Raw genomic sequence first — 26,332 nt, 5'->3', positions numbered from 1 at the left:
ATATCCCTGGGTATGCCTTAACGACGTATGACGCTTTGAAGTGTTGTAGAAACCAGTGGAGCCTCCCGTGCGCCAGCATTATCTAGCCCTGCTCAGTGTGTTCGCCAGCCTGCCTGCGATGGCCCTCACGTTCCAGACACGTCTGGAGAATATTGAGTGGAAGGTGGAAGGCGACCAGTTTGAGTGCCGCCTCACCCAGCCGATCACCGATTTCGGCTCGGGCGAGTTCGTGCGCCGGGCCGGCGAGCAGGCGACATTTCGCCTCAAAGCCTACAACGGTGCGCTGGGCGTGGGCTCGGCAACCTTATTGGCGGCCGCCGCACCCTGGCAGCCGGGCCGTGGCGATATCAACCTTGGCGCCGTGCGTGTCGGCAGTGGCGACGTCTTGTTCAACAGCTCCCAGGCCCAGGCCGGGCGCCTGTTCACCGGTTTGCTCGAAGGGCGCAGCCCGACCGTGCGGCATTACGGGCGTGAAGGCGGCTACTCGGAAATTCGCCTGCTGCCGGTGAAATTCAACAAGGCCTTCAACGACTATCAACTGTGCACCACCAAGCTGTTGCCGATGAATTACGACCAGGTCAAACAGACCGAAGTCGGCTTCCCAGGCGGTGGTATCGAGCTGGACGCAGCGGCGAAGAAGAAGCTGGACGTGATTCTCGCGTTCATGAAAGCCGACCCTACCGTCAACCATATCGAGTTGAATGGCCATTCGGACAACAGTGGCAACCGCCTGACCAATCGTGATGTCTCGCGCCGTCGGGCGCTGGCGGTCACGGACTACTTCAAGGCCAATGGCATCCCGGAATCGCAGATCACCATGCGTTTCCACGGCGAAAGCTACCCGCTGGCGCCGAACACCAATGCCGCCAACCGGGCGCGCAATCGGCGTGTGAACATTCAGCTCGAACGCGTCGCAGCGCCTGAGAAGCCGGCGCCACAGGCCACTGCACCAAGCAACGCCGCCCACACATCCTGAGGTGCGACCATCGGTCGCCCGCTCGACATAATCTGTCGCTTTATCTTCATTTGCTGTCGCGCCTCTGTAAATTCACGGTTTTGGTCGGTAGAATCGACGGCTTTCCGTACAACCCCGTGGAGTGATGGCATGGCCGACGTAAACAAGGTCGTTCTCGCGTATTCCGGCGGCCTGGACACTTCGGTGATCCTCAAGTGGCTGCAGGATACTTATAACTGTGAAGTGGTGACCTTCACCGCTGACCTGGGTCAGGGCGAAGAGGTCGAACCTGCACGTGCCAAGGCGCAAGCCATGGGCGTGAAAGAGATCTACATTGACGACCTGCGCGAAGAGTTCGTCCGCGATTTCGTCTACCCGATGTTTCGCGCCAACACCGTCTACGAAGGCGAGTACCTGCTGGGTACTTCCATCGCACGTCCGCTGATCGCCAAACGCCTGATCGAAATCGCCAACGAAACCGGCGCCGACGCCATTTCCCATGGCGCCACCGGCAAGGGTAACGACCAGGTGCGTTTCGAACTGGGTGCCTACGCGCTCAAGCCAGGCGTGAAAGTGATTGCTCCTTGGCGTGAATGGGACCTGCTGTCGCGCGAAAAGCTGATGGATTACGCTGAAAAGCACGCCATCCCAATCGAGCGTCACGGCAAGAAGAAGTCCCCGTATTCGATGGATGCCAACCTGCTGCACATCTCCTATGAAGGCGGCGTGCTGGAAGACACCTGGACCGAACACGAAGAAGACATGTGGAAATGGACCGTCTCCCCGGAGAACGCTCCAGACAAGGCCCAGTACCTGGAACTGACCTACCGCAACGGCGACATCGTCGCGCTGGACGGCGTTGAGATGACGCCGGCCACCGTGCTGGCGACCCTGAACCGTATCGGTGGCGAACACGGTATCGGCCGTCTCGACATCGTCGAGAACCGTTACGTGGGCATGAAGTCCCGTGGCTGCTACGAAACCCCAGGTGGCACCATCATGTTGCGCGCCCACCGCGCCATCGAGTCCATCACCCTGGACCGTGAAGTCGCTCACCTCAAAGACGAGCTGATGCCTAAGTACGCCAGCCTGATCTACACCGGCTACTGGTGGAGCCCTGAGCGTCTGATGCTGCAACAGATGATCGACGCCTCCCAAGTCCACGTGAACGGTGTGGTTCGCCTGAAGCTGTACAAGGGCAATGTGATCGTCACCGGTCGCAAGTCCGATGAGTCGCTGTTCGACGCCAACATCGCCACCTTCGAAGAAGATGGCGGCGCCTACAACCAGGCGGATGCTGCGGGCTTCATCAAGTTGAATGCGCTGCGCATGCGCATCGCGGCCAACAAGGGTCGCAAGCTGTTCTGAGTGATCCCTTCGCTGTAAAAAAATGGCCCCTGTTTAAGGGGCCATTTTTTTTTGCTTGAATATTCAAGGCACTAGCCAGAAGTACGGCGTGATGTTTAAAAGCGTTTGGTAAATGTTTATGGTCTGTCAGTGAAAAAGTTATGGGCTGTGCTTTTGTTTTGGAGTTTTATTTTTTACGTCAGTGAATGATTTTTTAACACCTGTCTAGGAACTATGTCTTACAGAAGATTCACTATATAAGTGCGAATGGTATGTAAGACTAAGAAAATTCTGTAGGAATTAGGGATGTTAGAAAATATGTGGAATGGAACTAAAAGAGTCGGAATTTTCTCACCTGTTCACTCGCCTGGCGGCGCCACGCAATGGGCATTTCCTGAAAGTCTTGTGCGGCACGTTTACCTTGATCCCCTTATGCGGCGGATATTTCACTCAAGATATGTATGCCCACGGAAAGGTCTGAAAGTCTGCATAAAATCGGACGCGTCTGGGTTAATGTTTTTTTGTAGGTTAATTCCTATATCGTTGTGGGTTGGGTCTCTGCTTGCTGTTGCTTGGGGGGGAGCGCTATGCCAACTAGGAAACGACTAGGCTATTGTGCTTGCTCTAAATAATTCGAACAGCGAAATTGGACTTTCTCATGAATAAAGTGCTGATCGTGGATGATCATCCCGTCATTCGTCTTGCTGTGCGCATGCTCATGGAGCGTCATGGTTATGAAGTCGTTGCGGAGACTGATAACGGCGTCGATGCGTTGCAACTTGCACGCGAGCATGTGCCGGACATTGTTATATTGGATATCGGAATTCCCAAACTCGATGGCCTGGAGGTTATCTGCCGCCTGGCCTCCACCAAGCAGCCTGCGCCTGTGAAGGTGTTGGTGCTGACGTCCCAGGCGCCCGGGCATTTTTCCATGCGCTGCATGCAGGCGGGCGCGGCGGGCTACGTGTGCAAGCAGCAGGACCTGACTGAGTTGTTGAGCGCCATCAAGGCGGTGCTCTCCGGCTACAGCTATTTCCCCAACCAGGCGCTCAACTCCGTGCGCTCCACCATGGGTAACGCCAGTGAGGCGGACATGGTCGAACGCTTGTCGGGGCGCGAAATGATGGTGTTGCAGCAACTGGCGCGTGGCAAAACCAACAAAGAGATTGCTGACGGCATGTTCCTCAGCAACAAGACCGTGAGTACCTACAAGACGCGCCTGCTGCTCAAGCTCAATGCGCGTTCCCTCGTCGACCTGATTGAGCTGGCCCAACGCAACGGCCTGGTATAACGGCGGCGGGCGGCCCGCAGGAGCTCGTAGAACCGGCAAAAAAAAGCCTCCGTCAGGGAGGCTTCCGGTCGAAGGCGGCTCGATCAGAGATCGAAGTCGTAATCGGCCAGCTGTTTTTGCAAGCGTCGCTCTTCCAGAAGGTTATCGATAGTGCGACGTTTGCTCAAATTGGTCTTGGCCACCTCAACAGGAGGTGCTTCCCCCTCGTCTTCCGAATCAGCAACGAGGTCGTCTTCTACATCCAGTTGTTCTTTGCCAGTGCTCATAAGGTTAACTCCAGGCTAAGACTGCCGTTGGCGCCCCTTATAACGATAAACCACGAAAGGGTAAAAAAGATTTTTTCAATCGACTGATCGAGAAAACCAATGAACCCTCAATCGTCGGACGTCTTGTCCTTGTATTCGCACAAGTCTTCGATGCGGCAACTGCCGCAGCGCGGTTTGCGGGCCTGGCAAACGTAGCGTCCGTGAAGGATCAGCCAGTGATGGGAGTCGAGCAAGTACGGCTTGGGCACGAACTTCATCAACTGCTTTTCCACTTCCACCACGTTCTTGCCGCGCGCAATGCCGGTTCGGTTGCTGACGCGAAAAATATGCGTGTCCACCGCCATGGTCAGTTGCCGGAACGCGGTATTGAGCACCACATTGGCGGTTTTACGCCCCACCCCTGGAAGCGCTTCCAGTGCCTCGCGGGTCTGTGGGACTTCGCCGCCATGCAACTCGACGAGCAGGCGGCAGGTCTCGATAACATTCTTGGCTTTGCTGTTGTACAGGCCGATGGTCTTGATGTATTCCGACAACCCTTCCACGCCCAAGGCATAGATGGCCTGCGGCGTATTGGCCACCGGATACAGTTTGGCCGTGGCCTTGTTGACGCCAACGTCCGTGGACTGGGCTGACAGGATCACCGCAATCAGCAATTCGAACGGCGTCGAGTAGGCCAGCTCGGTTTTGGGTTCCGGATTGTCTTCGTGAAGCCTGCGGAAAATTTCCAGGCGTTTTGCGGCGTTCATGGGGCAGGCATTTCCTTACGGGCGGTCAGCGTGAGGGGCAACGTAGGGCCGAGCGTTGCAGGATAAACCATCGTCACCGTGCCCGGCAGCGCCGGTTGCGGCTCAAGCGCCGATATGGGCATCGACTTGGCGCTGCGCTTCGTCCAGTTTGAGTTGTGCGGCTTTCAGTTCATCCGCGCTGACGTCCGACTGGCGTTGCAGCTTGCTGACATCGGCGCGGGCATAGGCCAGGGCGGTTTTCAACTGACGCAACTGGGCGTCGACGGGGCGTTTTTCCACGCGCTGCAAGTCGGGCCGGGGCTGTTCGCTGATCGCCTCGGCATCATGCAGCGCCTGTTCGGCGTTGGACAGTGCGGCGCTCAGCGTTGCCAGTTGCTGCTCGTCGGCATTCAGGTCCTGAGCTTTTTTCAATTCGGCGCGGCGCATGGCCAGCTGGATTTTTGCGCGCTTGAGCTCAGGGTCTTTGGTGGTTGGAGGTGGCGGCGAGCTGTTCACTTCCAGTGCCGCAAGCGCCTGCTCCGCCGCTTCGAACTGCTGCTGCAGGGCAATCAACTGCGACTGCTGCTCAAAGGTTGGCGGGTGGCCGAACGCTTTCAGGGATTTGTGCAGTTGGGCGCGACTCATGGCGACCGTGATCTTGGCTTTCTTGACGGCAGCATCCCTGGCGGCCGCGGCGGAATCGGCCAGCACGGGCGCAATCGGCACCGAGCGTTTGGCCCGCGCCAGGCGCTCAGCGAGCTTGTGCGCTTCTTCGCGCTGCAAGCGTGCGTTGCGCTGCTCATAACGCCGGCGTGCGCGGTCGCGCTTGAGGCCGCGTTCATGGCGCTGGCGATCGTTGGCCGCCAGGCCGCCCACAATCGGCAGCACGGTGGTCGCAGGGCGCATTTCGATGCAGTCAACAGGGCAGGGCGCGACGCACAGGTCGCAACCGGTGCACTCATCGATGATCACCGTGTGCATCAACTTGGCCGCGCCGACAATCGCATCCACCGGGCAGGCCTGAATGCACTTGGTGCAGCCGATGCACTCGGCCTCGCGGATATAGGCGACTTGGGCGGGGGCTTCACCCCGGCTGGTGTCCAGTTCCAGCACCGGCACGCGCAGCAACTGCGCAAGGCCCGCGATGGTTTCCTGCCCACCGGGCGGGCACTTGTTGATTGCCTCGCCCTGAGCGATACCTTCGGCGTAAGGCTTGCAGCCCGGGTGCCCGCATTTGCCGCATTGGGTCTGCGGCAGCAGCGCGTCGATACGTTGAATCAGGTTCATGGGGTGATCATTGGCGTGCCGGTTAACCAAACAGAGGCTGATTATCCGGTAAGCGAGAAAAGGGGACTAGCTGAAAAGCCCTGTCGCCGAAGCGGCAGGGCTATTGTGCGGGCTTACTTGATCCGCTGACCCGGCTTGGCGCCGCTGTCAGGGCTCAACAGGTAGATCTCTTCGCCACCAGGGCCGGCGGCCATCACCATGCCTTCAGAGATGCCGAACTTCATTTTCCGTGGCTTGAGGTTGGCGATCATCATGGTCAGGCGGCCATCGAGCTTGGACGGGTCCGGGTAAGCGCTCTTGATACCGGAGAACACGTTACGTTGCTCGCCGCCCAGGTCCAGGGTCAGGCGCAGCAGCTTGTCGGCACCTTCCACGGCTTCGGCTTTGACGATCAGCGCGACACGCAGGTCCACGGCAGCAAAGGCGTCGAAATCGATTTGCGCCGAAATCGGGTCCTTGTCCAGTTCGCCGTTGCCTGCCGGTGCGGCCTCGCCGGTGTCGGTCTGGCTGGCGACCAGGTCTTCTTTCGAAGCGTCGGTCATCGCCTGCACCTTGACCGGGTCGATACGGGTCATAAGCGGCTTGAACTCGTTCAATTGATGGTTGCTGAGCAAGCTGGCGTGGTCGTTCCAGGTCAGCGGCGCGACGTTGAGGAATGCTTCGGCGTCAGCGGCCAGCAATGGCAGCACTGGCTTGAGGAAGATCACCAACTGGCGGAACAGGTTGACGCCCGTGGCGCAGATCGCCTGGACTTCAGCCTGCTTGCCTTCCTGCTTGTTCAGCGACCACGGTGCCTTGTCGGCGATCCAGGCGTTGGCACGGTCGGCCAGGCCCATGATCTCGCGCATGGCGCGGGCAAAGTCGCGGGCTTCATAGGCGTCGGCGATGCTTGGCGCAGCGGCCAGGAAGGCTTCGGTCAGTTCCGGCGCGGCGTTTTCCGCAACCAGTACGCCAGCATTGCCCTTGTGGATAAACCCGGCGCAACGGCTGGCGATGTTGACGACTTTGCCGACCAGGTCCGAGTTGACCTTCTGTACGAAGTCTTCCAGGTTCAGGTCGAGGTCGTCGACGCCACGGCCCAGCTTGGAGGCGTAGTAGTAGCGCAGGTATTCCGGCGACAGGTGGTCCAGGTAGGTGCGCGCCTTGATAAAGGTGCCACGGGACTTGGACATCTTCTGGCCGTTGACCGTCAGGTAGCCGTGTACCGCGATGCCGGTTGGCTTGCGGTAGCCCGAACCTTCGAGCATCGCCGGCCAGAACAGGGCGTGGAAGTTGACGATGTCCTTGCCGATGAAGTGGTACAGCTCGGCGGTGGAATCCTTGGCCCAGAACGCGTCGAAATTAAGCGCAGGCGTGCGGTCGCACAGGTTCTTGAAGCTGGCCATGTAGCCGATTGGCGCGTCCAGCCAAACATAGAAATACTTGCCCGGCTCGTCCGGAATCTCGAAGCCGAAGTACGGCGCATCGCGGGAAATGTCCCACTGTTGCAGGCCGGCATCCAGCCATTCGGCGATCTTGTTGGCCACGGCGTCTTGCAGGGTGCCGCTGCGGGTCCAGGTTTGCAGCATTTGCTGGAAATCCGGCAGCTTGAAGAAGAAGTGCTGGGAATCCTTGAGCACCGGAATGGCGCCAGAAATGGCCGAGCGCGGGTTCTTCAGGTCAGTCGGGGCGTAGGTGGCACCGCACTTCTCGCAGTTGTCACCGTACTGGTCCTCGGTGCCGCATTTCGGGCAGGTGCCCTTGATGAAGCGGTCGGCCAGGAACATTTTCTTTTCCGGGTCGAAATACTGCGTGATCGAGCGCGTGGCAATGTGCCCGGCGTCGCGCAAGCGCGTGTAGATCTGGCTCGACAGCTCGCGGTTTTCGTCGGAGTGGGTCGAGTGGAAGTTGTCGAAATCGACCAGGAACTCGGCAAAGTCGGCGCTGTGTTCAGCCTGCACATTGGCGATCAGTTGTTCCGGGGTGATCCCTTCCTTTTCGGCGCGCAACATGATGGCCGAACCGTGGGCGTCGTCCGCGCAGACATAAATGCATTGATTGCCGCGATGCTTCTGAAAGCGCACCCACATATCGGTCTGGATGTACTCAAGCATATGGCCAAGATGGATAGAACCATTGGCATAGGGCAGGGCGCTGGTGACGAGGATCTTGCGTGGCTCGGACATGGGGCTCGGCTACTTGATGAAACGGAGGTCGGCCACTATAAAGCGCCGGGAAATTTATTTCACCCCGTGAGGCTGTTTCAACCACCTCCCAACCTTCGAAAGCATGCCGCTGGGCGGCTGGAACGGTTAGGATAGCCGCCTGTTTCAGTCAGTCTTTTTTCGGGAGTAGCCCATGAGCGCCGTCAATCGCGCAGCGGTGGAAGCCGTTCTTCGCCAATACACCGACCCCTATTTGAACCAGGACCCGGTCAGTGCCGGCTGTGTACGCGCCATCGAAGTCCAGGGCGACACGGTGTCGGTCCAGCTGGAGCTGGGTTATGCCGCCGGTCTGTTCAAGAGCGGTTGGGCGCAGATGCTGCAAATGGCTATCGAGGGTCTCGACGGTGTGCGTTCCGCCAAGGTCGACATCCAGTGCGTGATCGCCGCGCACAAGGCCCAGGCGCAAATTCCTGGCCTGGCCAACGTCAAGAACGTCGTGGCCGTGGCGTCGGGCAAAGGCGGCGTGGGTAAATCCACCACGGCGGCCAACCTGGCGCTGGCGCTGGCCCGTGAAGGTGCGCGCGTGGGGATTCTCGACGCCGACATTTATGGCCCAAGCCAAGGTGTGATGTTCGGCATCGCCGAAGGCACCCGGCCGAAGGTCAAGGACCAGAAGTGGTTCGTGCCCATCGAGTCGATGGGCGTGGAAGTCATGTCCATGGCCTTCCTCACCGATGACAACACGCCGATGGTCTGGCGCGGGCCGATGGTCTCGGGCGCCTTGCTGCAACTGGTCACCCAGACCGCCTGGGGCGACCTGGATTACCTGGTGATCGACATGCCGCCAGGCACCGGCGATATCCAGCTGACCCTGGCGCAGAAAGTCCCGGTGGCCGGTTCGGTGATCGTGACCACACCGCAGGACCTGGCGCTGCTCGACGCGCGAAAAGGCGTGGAGATGTTCCGCAAGGTCAACATCCCGGTGCTGGGCGTGGTGGAAAACATGGCGGTACACATCTGCTCCAACTGCGGGCATGCCGAGCACCTGTTCGGTGAAGGCGGCGGTGCGAAGCTGGCCACCCAATACGGGGTTGAAGTGCTGGCCTCGTTGCCACTGGCGATGGAGATTCGTGAGCAGGCAGACGGCGGCAAACCCACCGTGGCCGCCGAGCCCGATGGGCAGATCGCTCTGATTTATCAAGAGCTGGCGCGGCATGTGGGCGCGCGTATCGTCCTTCAAGAAGCGGCTGCGCCGGCAATGCCGACGATTACGGTCAGCGACGACTGATCCGCCTGAAGGAAAACAAGCCTCGACTGGGTCGGGGCTTTTTCTTGCCTGCGAATAGGTCAACAAGGTGTAACTGCGCATTTACACAATTGCGCGTGTAAGCATTCGCTTACTTTTCCGTAAGTGTTTGGGTTTTTTGCCGGGTCGGGACGTCTCGAATTGACGAGAGTATTTTCTATCTTGTTGAAATATAACAATTATTTATATTTGTTTGAGCGTTCAAGTCTGTCAGCCCGCCGGTTGGATCCCGTTGAACTTACGTTGGAAGTCTCTAAGATCAGCCCTGTGTCCACGGATTGACACAGCCATCAAGGAACGATGGTTGAAGGAACGTCGCAGGATGCGATTCATCAGGACGATGAAAAGGAATACAGGGACTAGGGAAAAAATGTGGGCGGGTCATACCGCCCCTTTTTTTGCCTGCAGAAAAGTGAAACCCGCCACACAGAAACGCAAAAAGGCCCGCAAGGGGCCTTTTTTATTGGGCGGCGGCGCTGTTAGCGCTCCAGGTCTGCAATCTTGCCTTTCTTGCCATCCCACTGCGCTGCATCCGGCATCGGATCCTTGCGCTCAGTGATGTTCGGCCAGATTTCCGCCAGCTCGACGTTCAACTGAATGAATTCCTGCATCTCTGCCGGGACTTCGTCCTCGGAGAAAATAGCGACGGCCGGGCATTCTGGTTCACACAGGGCGCAGTCGATGCACTCGTCCGGGTGGATAACCAGGAAGTTCGGGCCTTCGTAGAAGCAGTCCACCGGACACACTTCGACGCAGTCGGTGTACTTGCACTTGATGCAGTTGTCGGTAACGACGAAGGTCATTTCTAATTTTCTCCTCAGGCGGCGGCAGCGAAACCCTTTGTGGCAGGGCTCGCGAGGTTCGGGAGCGATAGTCTGCAGGCCAGGCTAAAAGCCTGCAGCATCCCAAACCGCGCGAGAGTCTACCAGCTTGCAAGCGTCTGCGTTATATCCGAACTTGCAGTGCATATAACATTTCTAGCGCTTTTCGCGGCGTCAACCCGTCCAGGTCAAGTTTGGCCAGCTCATCCAGCACCGGATGCGGCAGGCTGGCGAACATGTCGCTCTGGTGCGGCGCGGCGGGTTTGCTGCTGGCTTTGGCCGGGCTGGCCACGGGAATATCGTGGGGCAGCGCGGTTTCTTCCAGGCGGCTCAAATGCTCGCGGGCACGGGTGATGACCTCGCTCGGCACACCCGCCAGCTGCGCCACGGCCAGGCCGTAACTCTGGCTGGCCGGCCCCGGCAGCACGTGGTGCAGGAACACAATGCGCTCGTTGTGCTCGGTGGCATTGAGGTGCACGTTGGCCACCAGCGGCTCGCTTTCCGGCAGTACGGTCAGCTCGAAATAGTGCGTGGCGAACAGCGTATAGGCACGCAAATGCGCCAAACGCTCGGCCGCCGCCCATGCCAGCGACAAACCGTCGAAGGTGCTGGTGCCGCGACCGACTTCGTCCATCAGCACCAGGCTGCGCTCGGTGGCGTTGTGCAGGATGTTGGCGGTTTCGCTCATTTCCACCATAAAGGTCGAACGGCCACCGGCCAGGTCATCGCTGGAACCGATCCGCGTGAAAATGCGGTCCACCAGCGACAACTCGCAACTGGCCGCCGGCACAAAGCTGCCGATATGCGCCAGCAACACGATCAAGGCGGTCTGGCGCATGTAGGTGGATTTACCGCCCATGTTCGGACCGGTGATCACCAGCATGCGGGTGTCGTCATCCAGCGACAGGTCGTTGGCGACGAACGGCGTGGTCAACACCTGCTCCACCACCGGGTGACGGCCTTGCACGATGCGCATGCACGGCTCGCTGACAAACCGCGGGCAGTTCAAATCAAGGTTCAGCGCGCGCTCGGCGAGGTTGCTCAACACATCCAGTTCCGCCAGGGCAGCGGCGGTGTCCTGCAACGGCGCCAGGCGGCTGATCAAATCTTCGAGCAACGCTTCATAAAGCATTTTCTCGCGCGCCAGAGCGCGGCTCTTGGCCGACAGCGCCTTGTCTTCAAACTCTTTCAGCTCCGGCGTGATGAAACGCTCGGCACCTTTAAGGGTTTGACGACGCTGGTAGTCGATCGGCGCCGACTCGGCCTGCTTGCTCGGCAACTCAATAAAGTAGCCGTGCACGCGGTTGTAACCGACCTTCAAGTTGGCCAGGCCAGTGCGCGCCTTTTCGCGGGCTTCCAGGTCGATCAGGAACTGCCCGGCGTTTTCGCTCAGCGACTGCAGCTCATCCAACTCGGTGTCGTAACCGGTTTTCAGCACGCCGCCGTCACGGATGATCGCCGGCGGGTTGTCGATAATGGCTTTTTCCAGCAGCGCCGCGAGGTCCGGGTAAGTACCGGCGGTCACGGCCAGCTGTTGCAGGTGCGGCGTGTCGAGGTGGGCCATCGCCGCTTGCAACTGCGGCAGCGCGCTCAAGGCATCGCGCAGGCGCGCCAGGTCACGCGGCCGCGCATTGCGCAGGCCGATGCGCGCCAGGATGCGCTCGATATCGCCGATTTCTTTCAGCTGCGGCTGCAGCGTTTCAAAGCGATAGCCATCCAGCAGGCAGGTAATAGAGGTCTGGCGCGCTTGCAGCACGGTCAAGTCGCGCAGCGGGCGGTTCAGCCAGCGGGTCAGTAAGCGGCTGCCCATGGCGGTCTGGCAACGGTCCACCACCGATTGCAGCGTGTTGTCGCGGCCACCGGCCAGGTTAGTGTCCAACTCCAGGTTGCGACGGCTCGCGCCATCGAGCACCACGGTGTCGTCCAGGCGCTCATGGCGCAGGCTGCGCAAATGCGGCAGGGCGGTGCGCTGGGTTTCCTTGGCATAGCCGAGCAAACAACCGGCGGCGCCGATGGCCAGGGTCAGGTTTTCGCAACCGAAACCTTTAAGGTCTTGCACCGAGAATTGCTGGCACAGACTTTTCAGCGCCGAATCACGCTCAAAATCCCACGGTGCACGACGCTTGGTCCCACGACGCTTTTCCGCCGGCAAATCCTTCGGCCAATCATCCGGAATCAACAACTCCACCGGGTTGATACGCTCCAGCTCCGCCAGCAGGTTCTCCCAGCCCTTGATCTCCAGCACGCTGAAATTGCCGCTGGTGATATCCAGCACCGACAGGCCGAACAAACGCTCATCGCCCAACACCGCCGCGATCAGGTTGTCACGACGCTCATCCAGCAACGCCTCATCACTCACCGTACCCGGCGTAATAATGCGCACCACCTGACGTTCAACCGGCCCCTTGCTGGTCGCCGGGTCGCCGATCTGCTCACAAATCACCACCGACTCGCCCAGCTTCACCAGCTTGACCAGGTAGCCTTCCAACGAATGGTAAGGAATCCCACACATCGGAATCGACTGCCCCGCCGACTGCCCGCGCGCGGTCAAAGTGATGTCCAGCAACTTGGCAGCCTTCTTCGCGTCTTCATAGAAGATCTCGTAGAAGTCGCCCATGCGATAGAACATCAACTGATCAGGGTGCTGGTTTTTCAGACGCCAGTACTGCTGCATCATTGGCGTGTGGGAAGACAGATCGGACGTGTTTTTACTCATTGGATAGTAGGCAAATTCGTTGAAAGTGATGGGGCAAAGGGGGCGCTTGGTCCAGTGTCGATCAGTTGCGCAGCGCGGGCTTCCAAACGACGCAGGTTGGATGTGGGAGCTGTCGAGCCTGGCAGACCGCAGCCCCTGCATCGCTGAAGTTCGAAAGCTCAACATCGTGCCCAGTCGTGGTCGCTTAACTGATCGGCATCGGGCGCTTGGCCCAGCATTTTTGCGATGGGCGCAAGGTTAACACGCGAAGTCGGGGCTTCGCAGGTCGCAAACGGCCAGGTAATACCCACCACCCAGGAAGAAACACCGCAACTGTTAAGGCAGAACACCGTCACTGTGGCGAGGGAGCTTGCTCCCGCTGGGGCGCGCAGCGGCCCCCAAAGATGGGGCTGCTACGCAACCCAACGGGAGCAAGCTCCCTCGCCACAGGTTAGCGGTTGCCCGCCCTTTCTTGAGTGATAACAGGCGAATCCAACACCTTCACCACATCATCCACCACCGCTTTCACCATCTCCTGCAAGTAATGCGACGACCAGGCATAACGATCCGTCTCCTTGGTCATCGCCGCATCTTCTGCGAGCTGCTTGGCAATGTGAAGGAGGTCGGAGGCGTGGTGCAAGGCTTCGTGCAGGGAAACACCGCTGTTGACGCGGAATAGAGGTTGGTCGGAGTGGAAGGAGAAGGGGGTGACGCCGAGGGTGGTTAGATCTTGCGCAGCGTTCATAAAACACCTCCGAGCACGGAGGAAATGAACTGGGAAGGGTGATGCCGTTTGGTGCGGTAAATGTAGAAGCACATAAGTGAAAATTCCTTGATTTGAGGAACTGCCACGAACCTTCTCACAGGTTTGGGTGGCAGCTGTGCGCAGGGTGAGAAACCGGCAATCAAGGCAACCGGTAGACCCGAGGGTCTCCCACGCACAGCCGCCATAAAACGATACCGCAGACGAAAAAAAACGCCGCGATAGGGTTCTTGGGCGCTTTGCGCCTTGATTTGCTCGGGTTCTCACACCCGGTCGCTGAATTTGCAGCGACGGGGGGAGGTTAGCGTGATGGTGGGGTGGGTGCAACTGGGAATATAAGTCTGAATGGGGGGACGTGTGCGGGTTGAATTGGCCCAACAAAAAGCCCGACTCTGGGGCCGGGCTTTGGAAAGAGGTATGGATGCAATCAGGCTCTTTTCGCCTCTGCCTTCATCATCACGAGATTCTGCTGCTTGGTAGCCTCAGTGAGAACCTCACTGTAAACGCGCTTTTTCTGATCGGATTTTGCGTCACGAATAAAGTCGGCAAAGGAGCTTTTTACGCCTTTGGACAAGCCCAGCTTGATCGAAATCATCAATGCGCTCCTGATGGTGGCCCGAGCATGGCCTCTAGATCGGCCCGCGTGTATTGCTCTGGGATATGGTAGTCAATCTTATCGACGCCCGCTTTGTAAAGCCGTCCAGAATTGTCGATGTGCTTGATGAGCAAATCCACGTGAACGTCGCTTCCGTACTCTAGCTTAAGCGCGTTCACTACGTCACGCGCTGCGAAGTACTGCTCGATAAAATGCTCTTTGCGAATTCTTCTGCCTTCGGCCTCCTCGCGGGCCTTCACAAAATCCCAAGCAAGCATGGGGTTTTGATATACGTACAAGATCTGTACGAATCGTCCTTTTTTCAATGAGCGTTCAACATTGCTCCTGGCGACCTTAAGGTTTGAAAAGGTGCCGTCGAGTAGGAGGGACTGCCGTTGGTCCAACGCCTGGTCAATTATTTTTTCGACCAGAATCGAAACCCCGCGTTGGAAAAGCCACGAATTTGACCCTTGGTAAGCGGCAAACTCGTTGCGAAGTTCATCAGGATCGATTCGTAGAATGGGGGTGTCGGCGAATAGGTTTACAAGAGCGACTGAAGCCTCTGTTTTTCCTGCGCCGGGCGATCCAGCCATGAAGACGGATACTGGCGACTCCTCTGATGGGTAGATAGCTTTATCTGTCAGGCGTCTGGCAATTGACTTTTTATTTGAGCGAGCGAAGCGCAGGGCGTCTTCTGAAATCTCAGTCTCTGCCGGTGTCATCCCGTCAGCGTCGGAAAATGCGGTCTGTTCCATCAAACACCCCCATCTGCTTCTTATAGTGCGTGAAAGACTATCACGCGGTTAAAGCCTCGCTGCTGATCGAAACTTCACTTAATACATCCTTGTTTATGCACTACTTATGCAAATTAGCATTTGCCAATGCTGAAAACACCCGGCACTATCCCCGTTATGCAAAAACGCAACGTTTCAACCGTCTTAAGAGAACTCCTAGACCGCGACCGGATCTCCCCCACGGAGCTTCACCGGCGTACTGGCGTGCCTCAATCCACACTCTCGCGGATCCTCAGCGGCAAGATCGTTGATCCGTCGGACAAGCATATCTCGCGCATCGCCGAGTACTTCCGTGTCAGCACCGACCACTTGCGCGGGCGCGCGGCGGTGGGGGCTTTGCGGGATGATGGGCGCGACCCGATGCATTCGGAACTCAAGGACATAAGCCTGTGGGACGACGACACGCCCGTTAATGATGACGAGGTGTCGATCCCCTTTCTGCGTGAGGTTGAATTGGCTGCTGGATCAGGAAGATTCGTCATCGAGGAAAGCGAGAAGGCCAGTTTGCGGTTCGGCAAGCGCAGCCTGCGGCATAACGGTGTGCAGTTCGACCAGGCGAAGTGTGTGACGGTGCGTGGCAACAGTATGTTGCCGGTGCTGCGCGACGGAGCCACGGTCGGGGTGAACGCGGGCAAGAGTGGCATTGGCGATATCGTTGATGGCGACTTGTATGCCATCAACCACAATGGCCAGCTGCGGGTGAAACAGCTCTATCGCCTGCCTTCGGGGATTCGCCTGCGCAGTTTCAATCGCGATGAGCACCCGGACGAGGACTACAGCTTCCAGGATATCCAGGATGAGCAGATCAGCATCCTCGGTCATGTGTTCTGGTGGGGCATGTACGCCCGTTAACCTCCTTACGTAAGACAAAGCCCGCCAGTGCGCGGGCTTTTTTTCGCCTGTAGAAAACCGCCAAACCCTTAACCCGCAAGGCCGAAAATGCACTCGTGCATTTCATTGTGAAAAATAAATGCATTTGTGCATTGACTGTATATGCATACACGCATATTCTTCATCTCAAGCCAGCCAACAAGGCCTGGTGGAGGCGGCAAGGATGCTGCCAAGGAAGACAGGGAAGGCACGCAACATCGGCAAGGACGCCATCGAAGCGATGGCAGGGAAGCCAGGCAACATCGGCAAGGATGCCGACGCTCTTTAGTCGTACCGCTTCAAGAAAACAGGCAGCGATGAACCGGCCTTAACGGTTCAGAGGGTTGGCAACTGACCCGGGTGTGCAGCGTAAAGCACCAGAAGCAGTTATCCGGCAGACAGGGATCGTGGTCGGAAAAACATCTTAGGAAAGAACCGTACCGCGCCAGTAGCGCCGAACGTTCGAATCTGGACCGCATTACTGAAAAGCCCGGGCGACCGGGCTTTTTGGAATGCCTACCTATAAATGGATTTACCCAAACACCGGCCCGTTGCCGGTAATGCTCAGCCAGGAGGCGTGACATGACAAACGAGCAGCAAGCGTTAGCGGAAATGCCTATCTGGCTGGTGATCGTACTGGCCCTGATCGGCGGTGTATCCGGTGAAATGTGGCGCGCCGACAAGGAGGGCGCCCGTGGTTGGTCGCTGATTCGGCGCCTGGCCCTGCGGTCCGGGGCGTGCATGGTGTGTGGGGTTTCTGCCCTGATGCTGTGCTACGCCGCCGGTATGTCGCTCTGGACGGCCGGCGCCATTGGTTGCCTGACCGCCATGGCCGGCGCCGACGTGGCCATCGGCCTCTATGAACGCTGGGCCGCCAAGCGTATCGGCGTTAACCAAGGCTCCGGCCAGGACCCGCAATAACCGTTGCAAGGACGCTGATCAAAATGGACCTTATCGAAAAACCCTCCCAATTGCCCCAAGCCATCGGCGACGCACTGCACGCCGCCTTCCCGGACTTGAAGGTCGGTAATCATCAGGACTTTCAAGGCACCGGGGATAAAACCGGCGTGCTGATCACGGTCGAGGGCAACGGCCCGGGCATTCGCTCCCGTGAGGGCCGTAAAGCTCACGCCTTGTCGATTTCGCTCAAGGCCATGGTCGCGCCGGGTGCATTGCCGTTTGATGCCTGCGATTTGGCCAGCCAACTTATGGACCTGGTGCTGGATAACCGCTGGAACCTGCCACGGGCACAGTGTGATTTGCCGACCTCTATCGTTGCGGCTCCCTCACTGCGTGCCACCGCAGAAACGGACTACGACACCTGGACCGTTTCCTTCACGCAAACCCTCTATCTCGGACCGGTGCTGCTCAACGATCCCACGGGCCAACCGCTGTTTGCGCGCACCTGGGAAGTCTCGAATATCAACGACCCCGATCAATACAAACCACTGGCGGAGTAGCCCATGTTCGACGCGCTGTTACGCATGCAACTGGGGCCGATCATCGAGCGCTTGGCGGAGATGGAAACCCAGCTCGAAGACCTGTATCGACGCGCTGAAAGTTTCTGTCGGATTGGCACCTGCCAGGCAGTCGATGCCGCCAGCAATACCTGCAAAGTCAGTCACGGAGACCTGCTCTCGCCATCGATCCGTTTTTTCAACCCCAGCGCGGGAGCGCAGAGCGAAACCCGTATCCCATCGGTGGGCGAGCAATGCCTGTTGCTCAACTACGGCGGCGGTGAAGGTGGCGCGCAGTCTGTGGCCTTGTTCGGTCTTAACAGTAGTCTGTTTCCGCCGGTTTCCAGCGTTGCCTCGCTGACCCGACGCCGCCATCAGGACGGCACCCAAAGCGACTACGACGACGCCAGCCACACCTTTAACTGGGTCAACGGCCCCACCACCTTCAGCGGCTCCCGCGAACAGGTTGACATCAAGGTCGGCGCCGCCAGCCTGACGATCAATGCCCAGAGCATCACCCTGCAAATCGGCGGCACCCGCCTGTTGCTGGACGCCGGCGGCGCGCACTTCAGCGGCCCGGTGGTGGACCACCAAGGACGCGTCATCAGCCCCTGATAAGGACATCCCATGATCGGAATCGACAGGAACACCGGGGCAGCCGTCGATGACTGGCTGCAATTCGTGCAGCGCGCCACCCGAGCGCTGACCACCCCCGTAGGCACTCGCCAGAAACGGCCGCTGTACGGCTCACTGATCCCGCAATTGCTCGGCCAGAACCTCGGCGACGACCTGCTGATCCTCGCTCAAAGCCACGCCGCGCAAGCGTTCTACAACACCCAGAACGGCATCGCCGACTTTCAACCCCAGGTCATCGTCGCCACCCGCCAGGGCGCCGGTTTGTTGCTGCGTTTTGCCGGCACCTGGAAAAACCGCCAACAAACCTTCGAGGTCGTGACATGAGCATGCTGATCCCCGGCCAGAACCAACTGGCCGAACCGGCCATCATTACGGTGGATGAGTTCGAGCCGTTGCTGGCGGAATTCAAGGCGTTCGTGGTCGATTACGTCGCCACCCGCGCGCCGCAAAGCGCGGCCAAACTCAAGGTCAGCCTCGACAACGAAAGCGAGTTGCTGACCCTGGCCCTGGAAGCCTTTTGCGTGCGGCTGCAAACCCATGAACGCAAGTACAACGCCCGCATCAAGCAGATGCTGGCGTGGTGGGCCACCGGCAGCAACCTGGATGCCCGCCTGGCCGACATGGGCCTGGAGCGCCAAGTGCTTGACCCTGGCGACCCGGCTGCGTTTCCACCCGTACCGCCGACGTTGGAAAGCGACGACGACGCACGCCTGCGTTATTACCTGGCGCCACATGCCCCGGCAGCGGGTTCGCGAATGCAGTATCGGCGTGAGGTTTTTACCCTCGGCGAGCGGCCGTCGGTGAAGGTGCAAAGCGCCACGCCGGGCGTGGTAACCGTCAGCTACACCTTTGACCCGGACGGTTATGCGGCGCAGGTCAAGGACGGCAACGGGCGTCGAACCGCGCCCGGCGAAGTGATGGTCACTGTGCTTTCAAGGGAAGGGAACGGTACGCCGTCCACCGATTTGCTTGACGGTGTACGTCGCCATTTCGCACGGCCGGATGTACGACCGGAGACTGACCTGGTCAGCGTACAAGGCGCGCAAATTTTGCCTTACAAAATCCGCGTGGTCGCAAAGATCAACGCCGGCCCGGATTCGGGGCTGACGCAAGTCGCCGCGCAGACACTGCTGCAGGACTACGCACAGTCCTGTCATCGCCTGGAAGGGCGGGTTGATCCGAGTTGGATTGACTATGCGATTCACAGCGCAGGGGCTGCGCAATTGCAGATCCTCGAACCCCTGGCGCCGATCATCTGCACCGCATTCCAGGCGCCGTATTGCACGGGGGTTGAAGTGGAGGTGCATACGCTATGAGTGAGCCAAAAGCGAGTTTGTTGCCGGCCAATAGTTCGCCGCTGGAAAAGGCTTTGGACCAGGGGTTTGGCAAGTTGCTCGACCGCGTGACGCCGCCGTTTCCGGCATTGATGAATCCATTGCAAACGCCTGCCGGTTTTCTTCCTTATTTGGCCGCCGATCGTGGCGTCAGCGAATGGGATGCGGACGCCATCGAGGAAGAAAAGCGCCTGACGGTGGCCTTGTCCTGGCAGATCCAGCGCCAGGCGGGTACGCCCAAGGCCCTGAATTATGCCGTGGAGTCACTGGGTTTCACCCCAAACATCAGCGCCTGGTATCAACAGCGGCCGTTGGGTTTGCCCTACACGTTCGACGTGCAGGCAATCATCGGACGCAGTTGGTCCAGCGGTGATCACAATCGACTGATCCGCCGAGTCAATGCCGCACAAAGTGAGCGTGACCAAGCGACGATCACAATCGTGCATGAAACCTCTCAGGGGTTCCGGCTCGCCGCGGCGGCTGATCCGGGGCTGAGCATTCGGGATGACAGCCAGCCGGGTGCCTTGCCCGAGGTGAAGCTACACAGCATCACGTCCATTAGCAGCGCAGCCCACACACCACTGACGGATGGCGAGTTGCAGCTGGGAGGCGTATTGCCTGAATTCGGGCTAGCCGCCCGGCTTAACAGTGCCGGTTTTGCCCGGTACTTCACTATTAACGACTACGACCTCAGGGCGCAGCCATGACAGATGACATTACGCGCCTGGTGCGCTTCACCTCCAAGGGTTTGGATGAAGTGCTGCAGGCAAAGAACCAAGGCTTGAAAGGCGAAATCACCCACGTCGGTGCTGGCACCGGCCGCTACAACCCGGATGGCACAGAAGTGGCCTTGCGTGATGAGCGCCAACGGGTCGCCATTGTGGATTATGAGGATTTGGGCGACCGGCAACTCAGGATGGCTGCGCTGTTTGATGGCGAGGCTGAGTATGAAATTGGCGAATTCGGTTTTTACCTCGCCAGTGGGACCTTGCTGGCGGTGTATTCCGTGGCGGGGAAGTTGCTGACGTATAAAGCGGCAGCGGCGCGGGTACTGCAAAAGTTCACGTTGGATATTTCGCCGCTGCCAGCGAACAGCGTGACGATTGTGGTGGGGAGTGACAACCTCAATATTTTGTTGGGGGAGGATATCGCGGTACTGGCGACGGCGAATATCGACAACATGGCACGTCATACTGAATTGCTGTTTCGTGTGATGTCGTTGGAATCGCGCCGTTAAACATAACTAGTTCAGGAGTTTGAATATGAGTCTAGAAACGACTATTGCGTCGCTGGTGACAGCGGCGAATAACTTGACCACTTCGGTCAATGGAAAAATCGGCAGTATAAACTCGACGATGGCTGGCGCGTTGGCGCAGTTTAACGAATGGCGAAATCTCAAGGATGTTGAGGGGAGCGCTAATGCGATTGGCTCTGTACGGCGTAATATTTTTCAGGGGCATGTCTATACTACCGGTGGGATAGATGGGCTGGGTGCGCCTATGAGTGTTTTGTCGGACGGGGATTTCGAATCGACTGATTTGGGCGGTCTTGAAAAGGTATACGTGCATTTCAAGTTGCCATTGAATATTAACGTTAGTTCTGAAATGTTCTGGTTCAATATTCAGGGGTACAGCTACGGAACCGCTAAAATTATTGATGAGACGGTGGTGGGGTATTGCTATAAGCCCAATAGGTCCATTATGAATGTTTCGACGTTTGGTAATATGACGCCTGCAGTTTACGCGGATGCCAATGGGAACGTCGTAATGCGAATTCTGGTTCCAAATATCTATTATACGACTGTGCGGGTCGACACGATGAGAGTGGGTAATGGTCGGCTTTTTAATGTGGGCGAACTGAAGTCTAAGTTGTCGCGGACTGAAAACGTTGTATTTAACTGAGGTGACTAATATGTCCGATACAGCTATTGACCAGACCCAAACCGCGCCACTTGCGTTTCCGATGCCGGAAGTGGAGTGGGCCGCTACTCGTGCCCGTCGCGATCAATCTCTACGCGCCACCGATTTTACCCAGTTGCCGGACTATCCGGCCACCGACGCACAGCGTGCTGAAGTCGCGGCCTATCGCAAGGCATTGCGCGATATTCCTGAGCAGGCAAGTGACCCCTCGAAGCTGATATGGCCCGCGCTGCCAGCCTTCCTGAAATAACCCACCGCGAAAGCGGTTTTTTTTCGCCTCTCAAAGCCCCTCCCCGCAGGGGCTTTGGCGTTTTCCATTCGGAGAGTTCGAACCATGCACAACCGCCAAACCTACACCGTCCTCATCCCATTCCCCATCGGAGGTGGCCACTGGTCCACCGCCGGCGAGGAGCTGGAACTGCTCGACGTCGAAGCATCCGCGCTACGCACCGCTGGCCGCCTGGAACTGACCAGCGTCCTCAACTCCACCCCCAAGAAGGCTGACTAACCATGGCTGAGGTTCTTAACTTCGAGCACAACGGCATCACCGTGAATGCCACCGAATCCCCCGAGGCCATGGGTGGCCTTGGCGACAACGTCATCGGCCTGGTCGGCACTGCGCCGAATGCCCATGCGTCGATTCCGAAAAATGCGCCGTTTCGTATCAACAGCTTCACCACCCAGGCGCTGCTGGACCCCACCGGCGCCGAGTCGGGCACGCTGTTTCAGGCGGTGTACCAGATCCTCAAAGTGGTGAAGGTGCCGGTCTACGTGGTGATCGTGGAGGAGGGCGCAACCCCGGCTGACACGATCAATAACGTGATCGGCGGCAATGAGCCGACCACCGGCCGCAAGCTCGGCCTGGCTGCGTTGAGCAGCGTGCCGGAAGACCTGACCATCATCGGCGCCCCAGGCTTCACCGGCACCAAGGCCGTGGCCGGTGAGTTCGCCTCTTTCGGCAAGCGCATCAAGGCCCGTGTGGTGCTGGATGGCAAGGACGTGTCCGTCGCCGACCAAGTGACCTACAGCGGCGAGCTGGGCGGTGCCGAGCTCGGTTTTGACCGTTGCCTGGTGGTGCACAACATGCCGTCGGTGTATTCCAAGGCGGCGAAGAAAAACGTGTTCCTGGCGCCATCCTCGTTGGCCATCGCCGCGCTGGCCAAGGTCAAGCAGTGGGAAAGCCCAGGCAATCAGGTGACGTTCGCCGAGGACGTTTCCCGCGTGGTCGAGTACAACATCCTCGACACCTCCACCGAAGGCGACCTGCTCAACCGCTACGGCGTGAGCTACTACGCACGCACCATCCTCGGCGGCTTTTCGCTGCTGGGTAACCGCTCCATCACCGGCAAGTTCATTAGCTACGTGGGCCTGGAAGATGCCATCAGCCGCAAGCTGGTCAAGGCTGGCCAGAAAGCCATGGCCAAGAACCTCACCAAGTCCTTCATGGACCAGGAGGTCAAGCGCATCAACGACTGGCTGCAAACCCTGGTTGCCGACGAAACCATTCCTGGCGGCAGCGTGTACCTGCACCCGGAACTCAACAGTGTCGAGAAGTACAAGAACGGCACCTGGTTCATTGTCATCGACTACGGCCGCTACGCGCCGAACGAACACATGATTTATCAACTCAATGCCCGCGATGAAATCATCGAGCAGTTCCTGGAGGACGTTCTCTAATGTTTACCAACCGTGTAAGACAGGCCATTGCGGCCACCCTTCAAGGCCTGCCGTTGTCCGCGACCGTGGAAGAGTTCGACCCGCCGAAGATTGAGTTTGAGATGGAAGCCATGTCCGGCGGGCGTTTTATCGCCGAAGAAATGGCCAAGAGCGGCAAAGTGCTCAACGCCACGCTGGTGCTGCAAGGCGCCGGCCCGGAAATCATGCTGGCCCTCGGCGTGCGCCTGGGTGATGACATCTTGCTGAACGTGCGTGAAGCCGGCCAGGACCAGGACGGCAAGACCTATTTCACTTATCACACCGTCGGCGGCAAGTTGAAATCCCTGGCCGAGGCCAAGTTGAAGATGGGCGAGAAGGCCACCACCACGCTGGAGCTGTCCTGCCGCACCTACAACCGCCTGGAAAACGGCATTCCGGTGATCGACATCGATGTGCGTACCCAGAAGTTCGTGCTCAACGGTGTCGACATTCTCGGTGACGCCCGCCGCGCCGTACTGATGCCGTAAGCCTTCACGGCTCCTGAAGTGGACACTGTCAGTGTGGGAGCGGGCTTGCTCGCGAATGCGGAGTGTCAGTCAATACCTGTGTGACTGATAGACCGCATTCGCGAGCAAGCCCGCTCCCACATGGACCGGTGTTGTCTTGCGAATACTTTTTTACCAAGGAATTGCCCCATGGCCTGGATGCCACCGCTGCATATTCTGCTGTCTCCGATCACCGCCGACACTGGCGCGACGATCCAGCAGATTCAACTCAAACCGCTGTTCTACGCCGCGCAAAAAGCCGCGCTGGCCCGGGCCGGTGATGACGAGGACGACCAGTTTTTTGAACTGGCGAAACTCGCCACCGGCCTGTCGGAAAAAGAGCTCGACCAGCTCAAGCGCCCGGACTACGTGAGCATCGCTCAGTACGTACACGAAATGTCGACGCGCCCTGCGTCGTTCTTCCTGGATGTGCAGGAAGAAGCGTCCCACGACCAACCGGTCCAACTCCTTTTGCCCCTCGACGCAGCCGGTCGCACCCTGACCGAACTGCCCCTGGAAATGCCCGCCCTGCGCGCCACCAAGGTGATGAAAAAACTCGCCACCAACAAAGAACGCGCCGAGTTCATCACCGCGCATTGCTGCGGCTTGATGCTCCCCGACCTGGCCGGCCTGACCGTGCCCGACTGGACGCAACTGCAGGAGCGCATCGACGATTTTTTAAATCAACCGGCGGACTTCTTTCGGAGCGCGACATCGAAGTAATCCTCGATGTCGTGCCGCTGATTTACTCGGTCAATGAGGCGGAAATCCTCGACTGGGACGCCGGAAAAGCATTGCGCCGCTACGACATTGCGATCTCTCGCCTTGGCGTCAAACAGGAGTAAGCGGGATGCAAGAGACTCAATTTCAGACCAGGCTTGCTCAGGAAGACAAACGTTGGCTGTTGGGTGATGCGGACCTCGGCAGTGTGCTGGCACCGTTTTCCGCAGACCTTGCTGCGCCGGTCAGTCTGGAGGCTTCGGTGCCGCAGGTGTCGCCGCAGCAGGCGCTGACCACGGCGCTGGACAACGTCAGCGTGGAAATCAAAGTCCTGACGCTAGGGCAAACCCAGTTGCGCGAGACGCTGGAGACGCTCAACAGCACGCTGTTTATTACCGAAAATTCGCGGCTGACCCAGACGGCGGATGTTGGCACTGGAGCCACCCATAGCAAGCAGGAAAAACCTGTACCCGCTCCCCGTTCCTGGAGCGACCAGGGCCTTGAAATGGGCGCGGACGCGGCTAAGTTTGTTGGCAAGGAGCTGCTCTCCGGTTTGTGGGATAAGGCCAAGGATCGGCTTTCAGGCAACGCACTTGATGCCGTGGCTGACAAGTTTCCAACGGCCGCCAAGTGGCTTAAAGAGGGCAAGGACAAGGACGGTAGTAAAGGCAAGGAGTGCTGCTGCACAGGAGCGCTTCCTGCTGATATCCGTGGCCCACTGGAGACGGCGACTGCACAGTTGCCTGAAAGTGTGGGCGAGACCAACCGGGAGAACGACAAGGCCCGCTCCAAAAAAGCCAATAAAAAGGGGCCGCGCGGCAAGCGTAGCAAGACCACTCAATCAAGATCACGCACGGTCAAAACCATCAAGGTCAGCAAGTCAGCGGAGGTCAAATCGCAACGTTCCGCCAACGCGGGCAAGGCCGCGCCCCCGATCAACGTCATGGGCCAGCCGCAGCTTCCCTTCGACAGCAGGCGGGTGGGCCAGGCCTCGTCCCATCTTCCCGGTCATTCGTTCGCGTCCTCTGCTGCACGCTCAACAGCCCAACCCATCGCTCGCGGTGCGAGCAAAGGCGTGGCAGCAGGGCTGCCGGGTGTACTGGCCAAACTTGAATCTTCCGCCGCCCGCCGCCTGGGCCCTTTGAAGTATGTCGACACCGCCATGGATGTGGCCCAAGGCATACGCAATGGCGACGCCAAAGCCGTCGGCGCTGGCCTCACCACAGCCGGTGGCGCCTGGGCTGGAGCCTCTGCTGGCGCCGCGATCGGCACGCTGATTTTCCCCGGCGTCGGCACCGCTGTCGGTGGCGCAATCGGCGGTTTGCTCGGCAGTGAGGCGGGCAGTTGGCTGGGCGATAAAGTGTTCGGCCAAAGTGATCGCTTGCCTGCGCCGACTGCGGTGAGCAAAGAACTTAATAGTGCGCGCGCGGACAGCGTGCAAGTCACCCTCGCCCCGAGCATCCAGATCACCGGGGTCAACCCCGCCGATGCCCAGCAGGTCGTCAATCAAGTGATCCAGGCCCTGCAATTCCAGTGCATGCCGATGGTCACTGACGCCCTCGGTATCCGGCGCAACGTGGCACTGGCTGATCCTTCAGGAGGTGATTGATGCGACAACAAATGGTCCTCGGCGACTTTATCTTTGGCCTGTCTCGAGGCTTTGCCTATTCGTCGCTGGTGCGTACCAACGACGGCGGCTGGAGTGATTTGGCGATTATTGCCAGCAAGCCTCAGTCGCGCCAGAGCGGTCAGAAGCTGGAAAAACTCACGTTCAGCGGCACGGCGATGTACGCCGTGGGCATGCAACGCCTGGACGAATTGCGTGCACTGCAAAATGCGCGGGCGCCGCTGCCCCTGGTTGATGGCATCGGCCGCAACTGGGGCCTGTGGCGCATCAATTCGGTGGTCGAAACCCAGAGCAATGTGATCGATGACGGCACCGCCATGGTCATGGCCTGGACCCTTGAACTGGAGGAATTCGTCAATGCGTAGAGTGCGAAGTATTGCCGGTGATTCGGTCAACCTGCTGCTCTATCGCGAGTTGGGGCGATGTGATGACGCGGCGGAAGAAACCCTGTGGCGCCACAACCCTTTGCTTGCCGAATATGGCCCGGTGCTGCCGGCGGGTGTGTGGGTGATCGTGCCGGAAATGCAAGCGCGGCCCGCGGCCGTGCGACCTGTTCTGGCGTGGGATTAAGGAGGCTGC

30 protein-coding genes are annotated in these 26,332 nt (G+C 58.8%); 21 read left to right on the top strand and 9 right to left on the bottom strand.

Going from position 1 to position 26,332, the window contains the following annotated elements:
• Positions 1-67: 67 nt before the first annotated feature.
• The 3 genes from HX783_RS06350 (at position 68) to HX783_RS06340 (ending at position 3,593) form a co-directional block, all read left to right on the top strand.
• Positions 68-976, top strand: a complete 909-nt coding sequence (locus tag HX783_RS06350) for an OmpA family protein (RefSeq protein ID WP_159954498.1) — start codon at positions 68-70, stop codon at positions 974-976.
• 129 nt (positions 977-1,105) lie between these two features.
• Positions 1,106-2,323, top strand: coding sequence for an argininosuccinate synthase (locus tag HX783_RS06345; RefSeq protein ID WP_159954499.1), 1,218 nt, complete (start codon positions 1,106-1,108; stop codon positions 2,321-2,323).
• A 637-nt stretch (positions 2,324-2,960) separates the two neighbouring features.
• On the top strand, positions 2,961-3,593 hold the full coding sequence (locus HX783_RS06340) for a response regulator transcription factor (RefSeq protein WP_053254650.1): 633 nt from the start codon (positions 2,961-2,963) through the stop codon (positions 3,591-3,593).
• A gap of 83 nt (positions 3,594-3,676) precedes the next feature.
• On the opposite strand, the gene HX783_RS06335 is transcribed toward HX783_RS06340, so the two are convergent.
• The 4 genes from HX783_RS06335 to metG form a co-directional block, all read right to left on the bottom strand.
• Entirely contained in the window at positions 3,677-3,859 is a 183-nt protein-coding gene (locus tag HX783_RS06335; RefSeq protein WP_177016328.1) for a PA3496 family putative envelope integrity protein, read from the bottom strand.
• Positions 3,860-3,966: 107 nt separating this feature from the next.
• A complete protein-coding gene (gene nth, locus HX783_RS06330) occupies positions 3,967-4,605 on the bottom strand; it encodes an endonuclease III (protein WP_177016327.1) in 639 nt (212 codons plus the stop codon).
• Positions 4,606-4,707: 102 nt separating this feature from the next.
• Complete coding sequence (gene rsxB, locus HX783_RS06325; protein WP_256347111.1) at positions 4,708-5,901, bottom strand: electron transport complex subunit RsxB; 1,194 nt, start codon at positions 5,899-5,901, stop codon at positions 4,708-4,710.
• 83 nt (positions 5,902-5,984) lie between these two features.
• A complete protein-coding gene (metG, locus tag HX783_RS06320; protein ID WP_177016325.1) occupies positions 5,985-8,036 on the bottom strand; it encodes a methionine--tRNA ligase in 2,052 nt (683 codons plus the stop codon).
• Between the two features lie 172 nt (positions 8,037-8,208).
• On the opposite strand from metG, the gene apbC reads away from it, so the two are divergent.
• Complete coding sequence (gene apbC / locus HX783_RS06315; protein ID WP_177016324.1) at positions 8,209-9,303, top strand: iron-sulfur cluster carrier protein ApbC; 1,095 nt, start codon at positions 8,209-8,211, stop codon at positions 9,301-9,303.
• A gap of 497 nt (positions 9,304-9,800) precedes the next feature.
• On the opposite strand, the gene fdxA is transcribed toward apbC, so the two are convergent.
• The 5 genes from fdxA to HX783_RS06290 form a co-directional block, all read right to left on the bottom strand.
• Entirely contained in the window at positions 9,801-10,124 is a 324-nt protein-coding gene (gene fdxA / locus HX783_RS06310; RefSeq protein ID WP_177016323.1) for a ferredoxin FdxA, read from the bottom strand.
• 142 nt (positions 10,125-10,266) lie between these two features.
• Positions 10,267-12,858, bottom strand: a complete 2,592-nt coding sequence (gene mutS / locus HX783_RS06305) for a DNA mismatch repair protein MutS (protein ID WP_177016322.1) — start codon at positions 12,856-12,858, stop codon at positions 10,267-10,269.
• Positions 12,859-13,288: 430 nt separating this feature from the next.
• Positions 13,289-13,582, bottom strand: a complete 294-nt coding sequence (locus HX783_RS06300) for a DUF3077 domain-containing protein (RefSeq protein WP_177016321.1) — start codon at positions 13,580-13,582, stop codon at positions 13,289-13,291.
• A 445-nt stretch (positions 13,583-14,027) separates the two neighbouring features.
• Positions 14,028-14,195: a hypothetical protein gene (locus HX783_RS06295; protein WP_177016320.1), complete on the bottom strand. Its 168-nt coding sequence runs from the start codon at positions 14,193-14,195 to the stop codon at positions 14,028-14,030.
• Positions 14,195-14,917 (bottom strand): zeta toxin family protein, encoded by a 723-nt coding sequence (locus HX783_RS06290; RefSeq protein ID WP_177016648.1) that lies wholly within the window; start codon positions 14,915-14,917, stop codon positions 14,195-14,197. The genes HX783_RS06295 and HX783_RS06290 overlap by 1 nt, the downstream gene beginning before the upstream one ends.
• Before the next feature lie 189 nt (positions 14,918-15,106).
• Between HX783_RS06290 and HX783_RS06285 the strand changes: the two genes are divergently transcribed.
• From HX783_RS06285 to HX783_RS06205, 17 genes are all read left to right on the top strand, one after another.
• Positions 15,107-15,841: an XRE family transcriptional regulator gene (locus HX783_RS06285; RefSeq protein WP_094949894.1), complete on the top strand. Its 735-nt coding sequence runs from the start codon at positions 15,107-15,109 to the stop codon at positions 15,839-15,841.
• A 600-nt stretch (positions 15,842-16,441) separates the two neighbouring features.
• Positions 16,442-16,780 (top strand): phage holin family protein, encoded by a 339-nt coding sequence (locus HX783_RS06280; protein WP_177016319.1) that lies wholly within the window; start codon positions 16,442-16,444, stop codon positions 16,778-16,780.
• A 23-nt stretch (positions 16,781-16,803) separates the two neighbouring features.
• Complete coding sequence (locus HX783_RS06275; protein ID WP_177016318.1) at positions 16,804-17,319, top strand: hypothetical protein; 516 nt, start codon at positions 16,804-16,806, stop codon at positions 17,317-17,319.
• Positions 17,320-17,322: 3 nt separating this feature from the next.
• Positions 17,323-17,931 carry a phage baseplate assembly protein V gene (locus HX783_RS06270; RefSeq protein ID WP_177016317.1) on the top strand — a complete coding sequence of 203 codons (609 nt, stop codon included), beginning with the start codon at positions 17,323-17,325 and terminating at the stop codon, positions 17,929-17,931.
• Between the two features lie 12 nt (positions 17,932-17,943).
• The gene (locus HX783_RS06265) at positions 17,944-18,276 is read left to right on the top strand and encodes a phage baseplate protein (protein WP_028619075.1); all 333 of its coding nucleotides are present in this window, start codon (positions 17,944-17,946) and stop codon (positions 18,274-18,276) included.
• The gene (locus tag HX783_RS06260) at positions 18,273-19,268 is read left to right on the top strand and encodes a baseplate J/gp47 family protein (RefSeq protein WP_177016316.1); all 996 of its coding nucleotides are present in this window, start codon (positions 18,273-18,275) and stop codon (positions 19,266-19,268) included. Before HX783_RS06265 ends, HX783_RS06260 begins: the two co-directional genes overlap by 4 nt.
• Positions 19,265-19,993, top strand: a complete 729-nt coding sequence (locus tag HX783_RS06255) for a phage tail protein I (RefSeq protein ID WP_177016315.1) — start codon at positions 19,265-19,267, stop codon at positions 19,991-19,993. Before HX783_RS06260 ends, HX783_RS06255 begins: the two co-directional genes overlap by 4 nt.
• A complete protein-coding gene (locus tag HX783_RS06250; RefSeq protein WP_159954588.1) occupies positions 19,990-20,523 on the top strand; it encodes a hypothetical protein in 534 nt (177 codons plus the stop codon). The genes HX783_RS06255 and HX783_RS06250 overlap by 4 nt, the downstream gene beginning before the upstream one ends.
• A 25-nt stretch (positions 20,524-20,548) precedes the next feature.
• Positions 20,549-21,187 (top strand): hypothetical protein, encoded by a 639-nt coding sequence (locus HX783_RS06245; protein ID WP_159954589.1) that lies wholly within the window; start codon positions 20,549-20,551, stop codon positions 21,185-21,187.
• Positions 21,188-21,197: 10 nt separating this feature from the next.
• The gene (locus HX783_RS06240) at positions 21,198-21,455 is read left to right on the top strand and encodes a tail fiber assembly protein (RefSeq protein ID WP_237235737.1); all 258 of its coding nucleotides are present in this window, start codon (positions 21,198-21,200) and stop codon (positions 21,453-21,455) included.
• A gap of 84 nt (positions 21,456-21,539) precedes the next feature.
• Positions 21,540-21,713, top strand: coding sequence for a hypothetical protein (locus tag HX783_RS06235; protein ID WP_174245595.1), 174 nt, complete (start codon positions 21,540-21,542; stop codon positions 21,711-21,713).
• 2 nt (positions 21,714-21,715) lie between these two features.
• The gene (locus tag HX783_RS06230) at positions 21,716-22,882 is read left to right on the top strand and encodes a phage tail protein (RefSeq protein WP_177016314.1); all 1,167 of its coding nucleotides are present in this window, start codon (positions 21,716-21,718) and stop codon (positions 22,880-22,882) included.
• A complete protein-coding gene (locus tag HX783_RS06225) occupies positions 22,882-23,388 on the top strand; it encodes a phage major tail tube protein (RefSeq protein ID WP_159954591.1) in 507 nt (168 codons plus the stop codon). Before HX783_RS06230 ends, HX783_RS06225 begins: the two co-directional genes overlap by 1 nt.
• Positions 23,389-23,556: 168 nt before the next feature.
• Positions 23,557-24,129, top strand: coding sequence for a phage tail assembly protein (locus tag HX783_RS06220; RefSeq protein ID WP_177016313.1), 573 nt, complete (start codon positions 23,557-23,559; stop codon positions 24,127-24,129).
• A gap of 127 nt (positions 24,130-24,256) precedes the next feature.
• Complete coding sequence (locus tag HX783_RS06215; protein WP_177016312.1) at positions 24,257-25,735, top strand: tail tape measure protein; 1,479 nt, start codon at positions 24,257-24,259, stop codon at positions 25,733-25,735.
• Positions 25,735-26,118, top strand: coding sequence for a phage tail protein (locus HX783_RS06210; protein WP_177016311.1), 384 nt, complete (start codon positions 25,735-25,737; stop codon positions 26,116-26,118). Before HX783_RS06215 ends, HX783_RS06210 begins: the two co-directional genes overlap by 1 nt.
• Entirely contained in the window at positions 26,111-26,323 is a 213-nt protein-coding gene (locus HX783_RS06205) for a tail protein X (RefSeq protein ID WP_083359878.1), read from the top strand. The genes HX783_RS06210 and HX783_RS06205 overlap by 8 nt, the downstream gene beginning before the upstream one ends.
• The last annotated feature ends 9 nt before the right edge of the window (positions 26,324-26,332 follow it).

The sequence above is a fragment of the Pseudomonas sp. D2002 genome (genome assembly GCF_013385735.1).
Classification (GTDB): Bacteria; Pseudomonadota; Gammaproteobacteria; order Pseudomonadales; family Pseudomonadaceae; genus Aquipseudomonas.
Note: the sequence above shows the minus strand (reverse complement) of the source record. Positions and strands in the feature narration are given on the sequence as shown.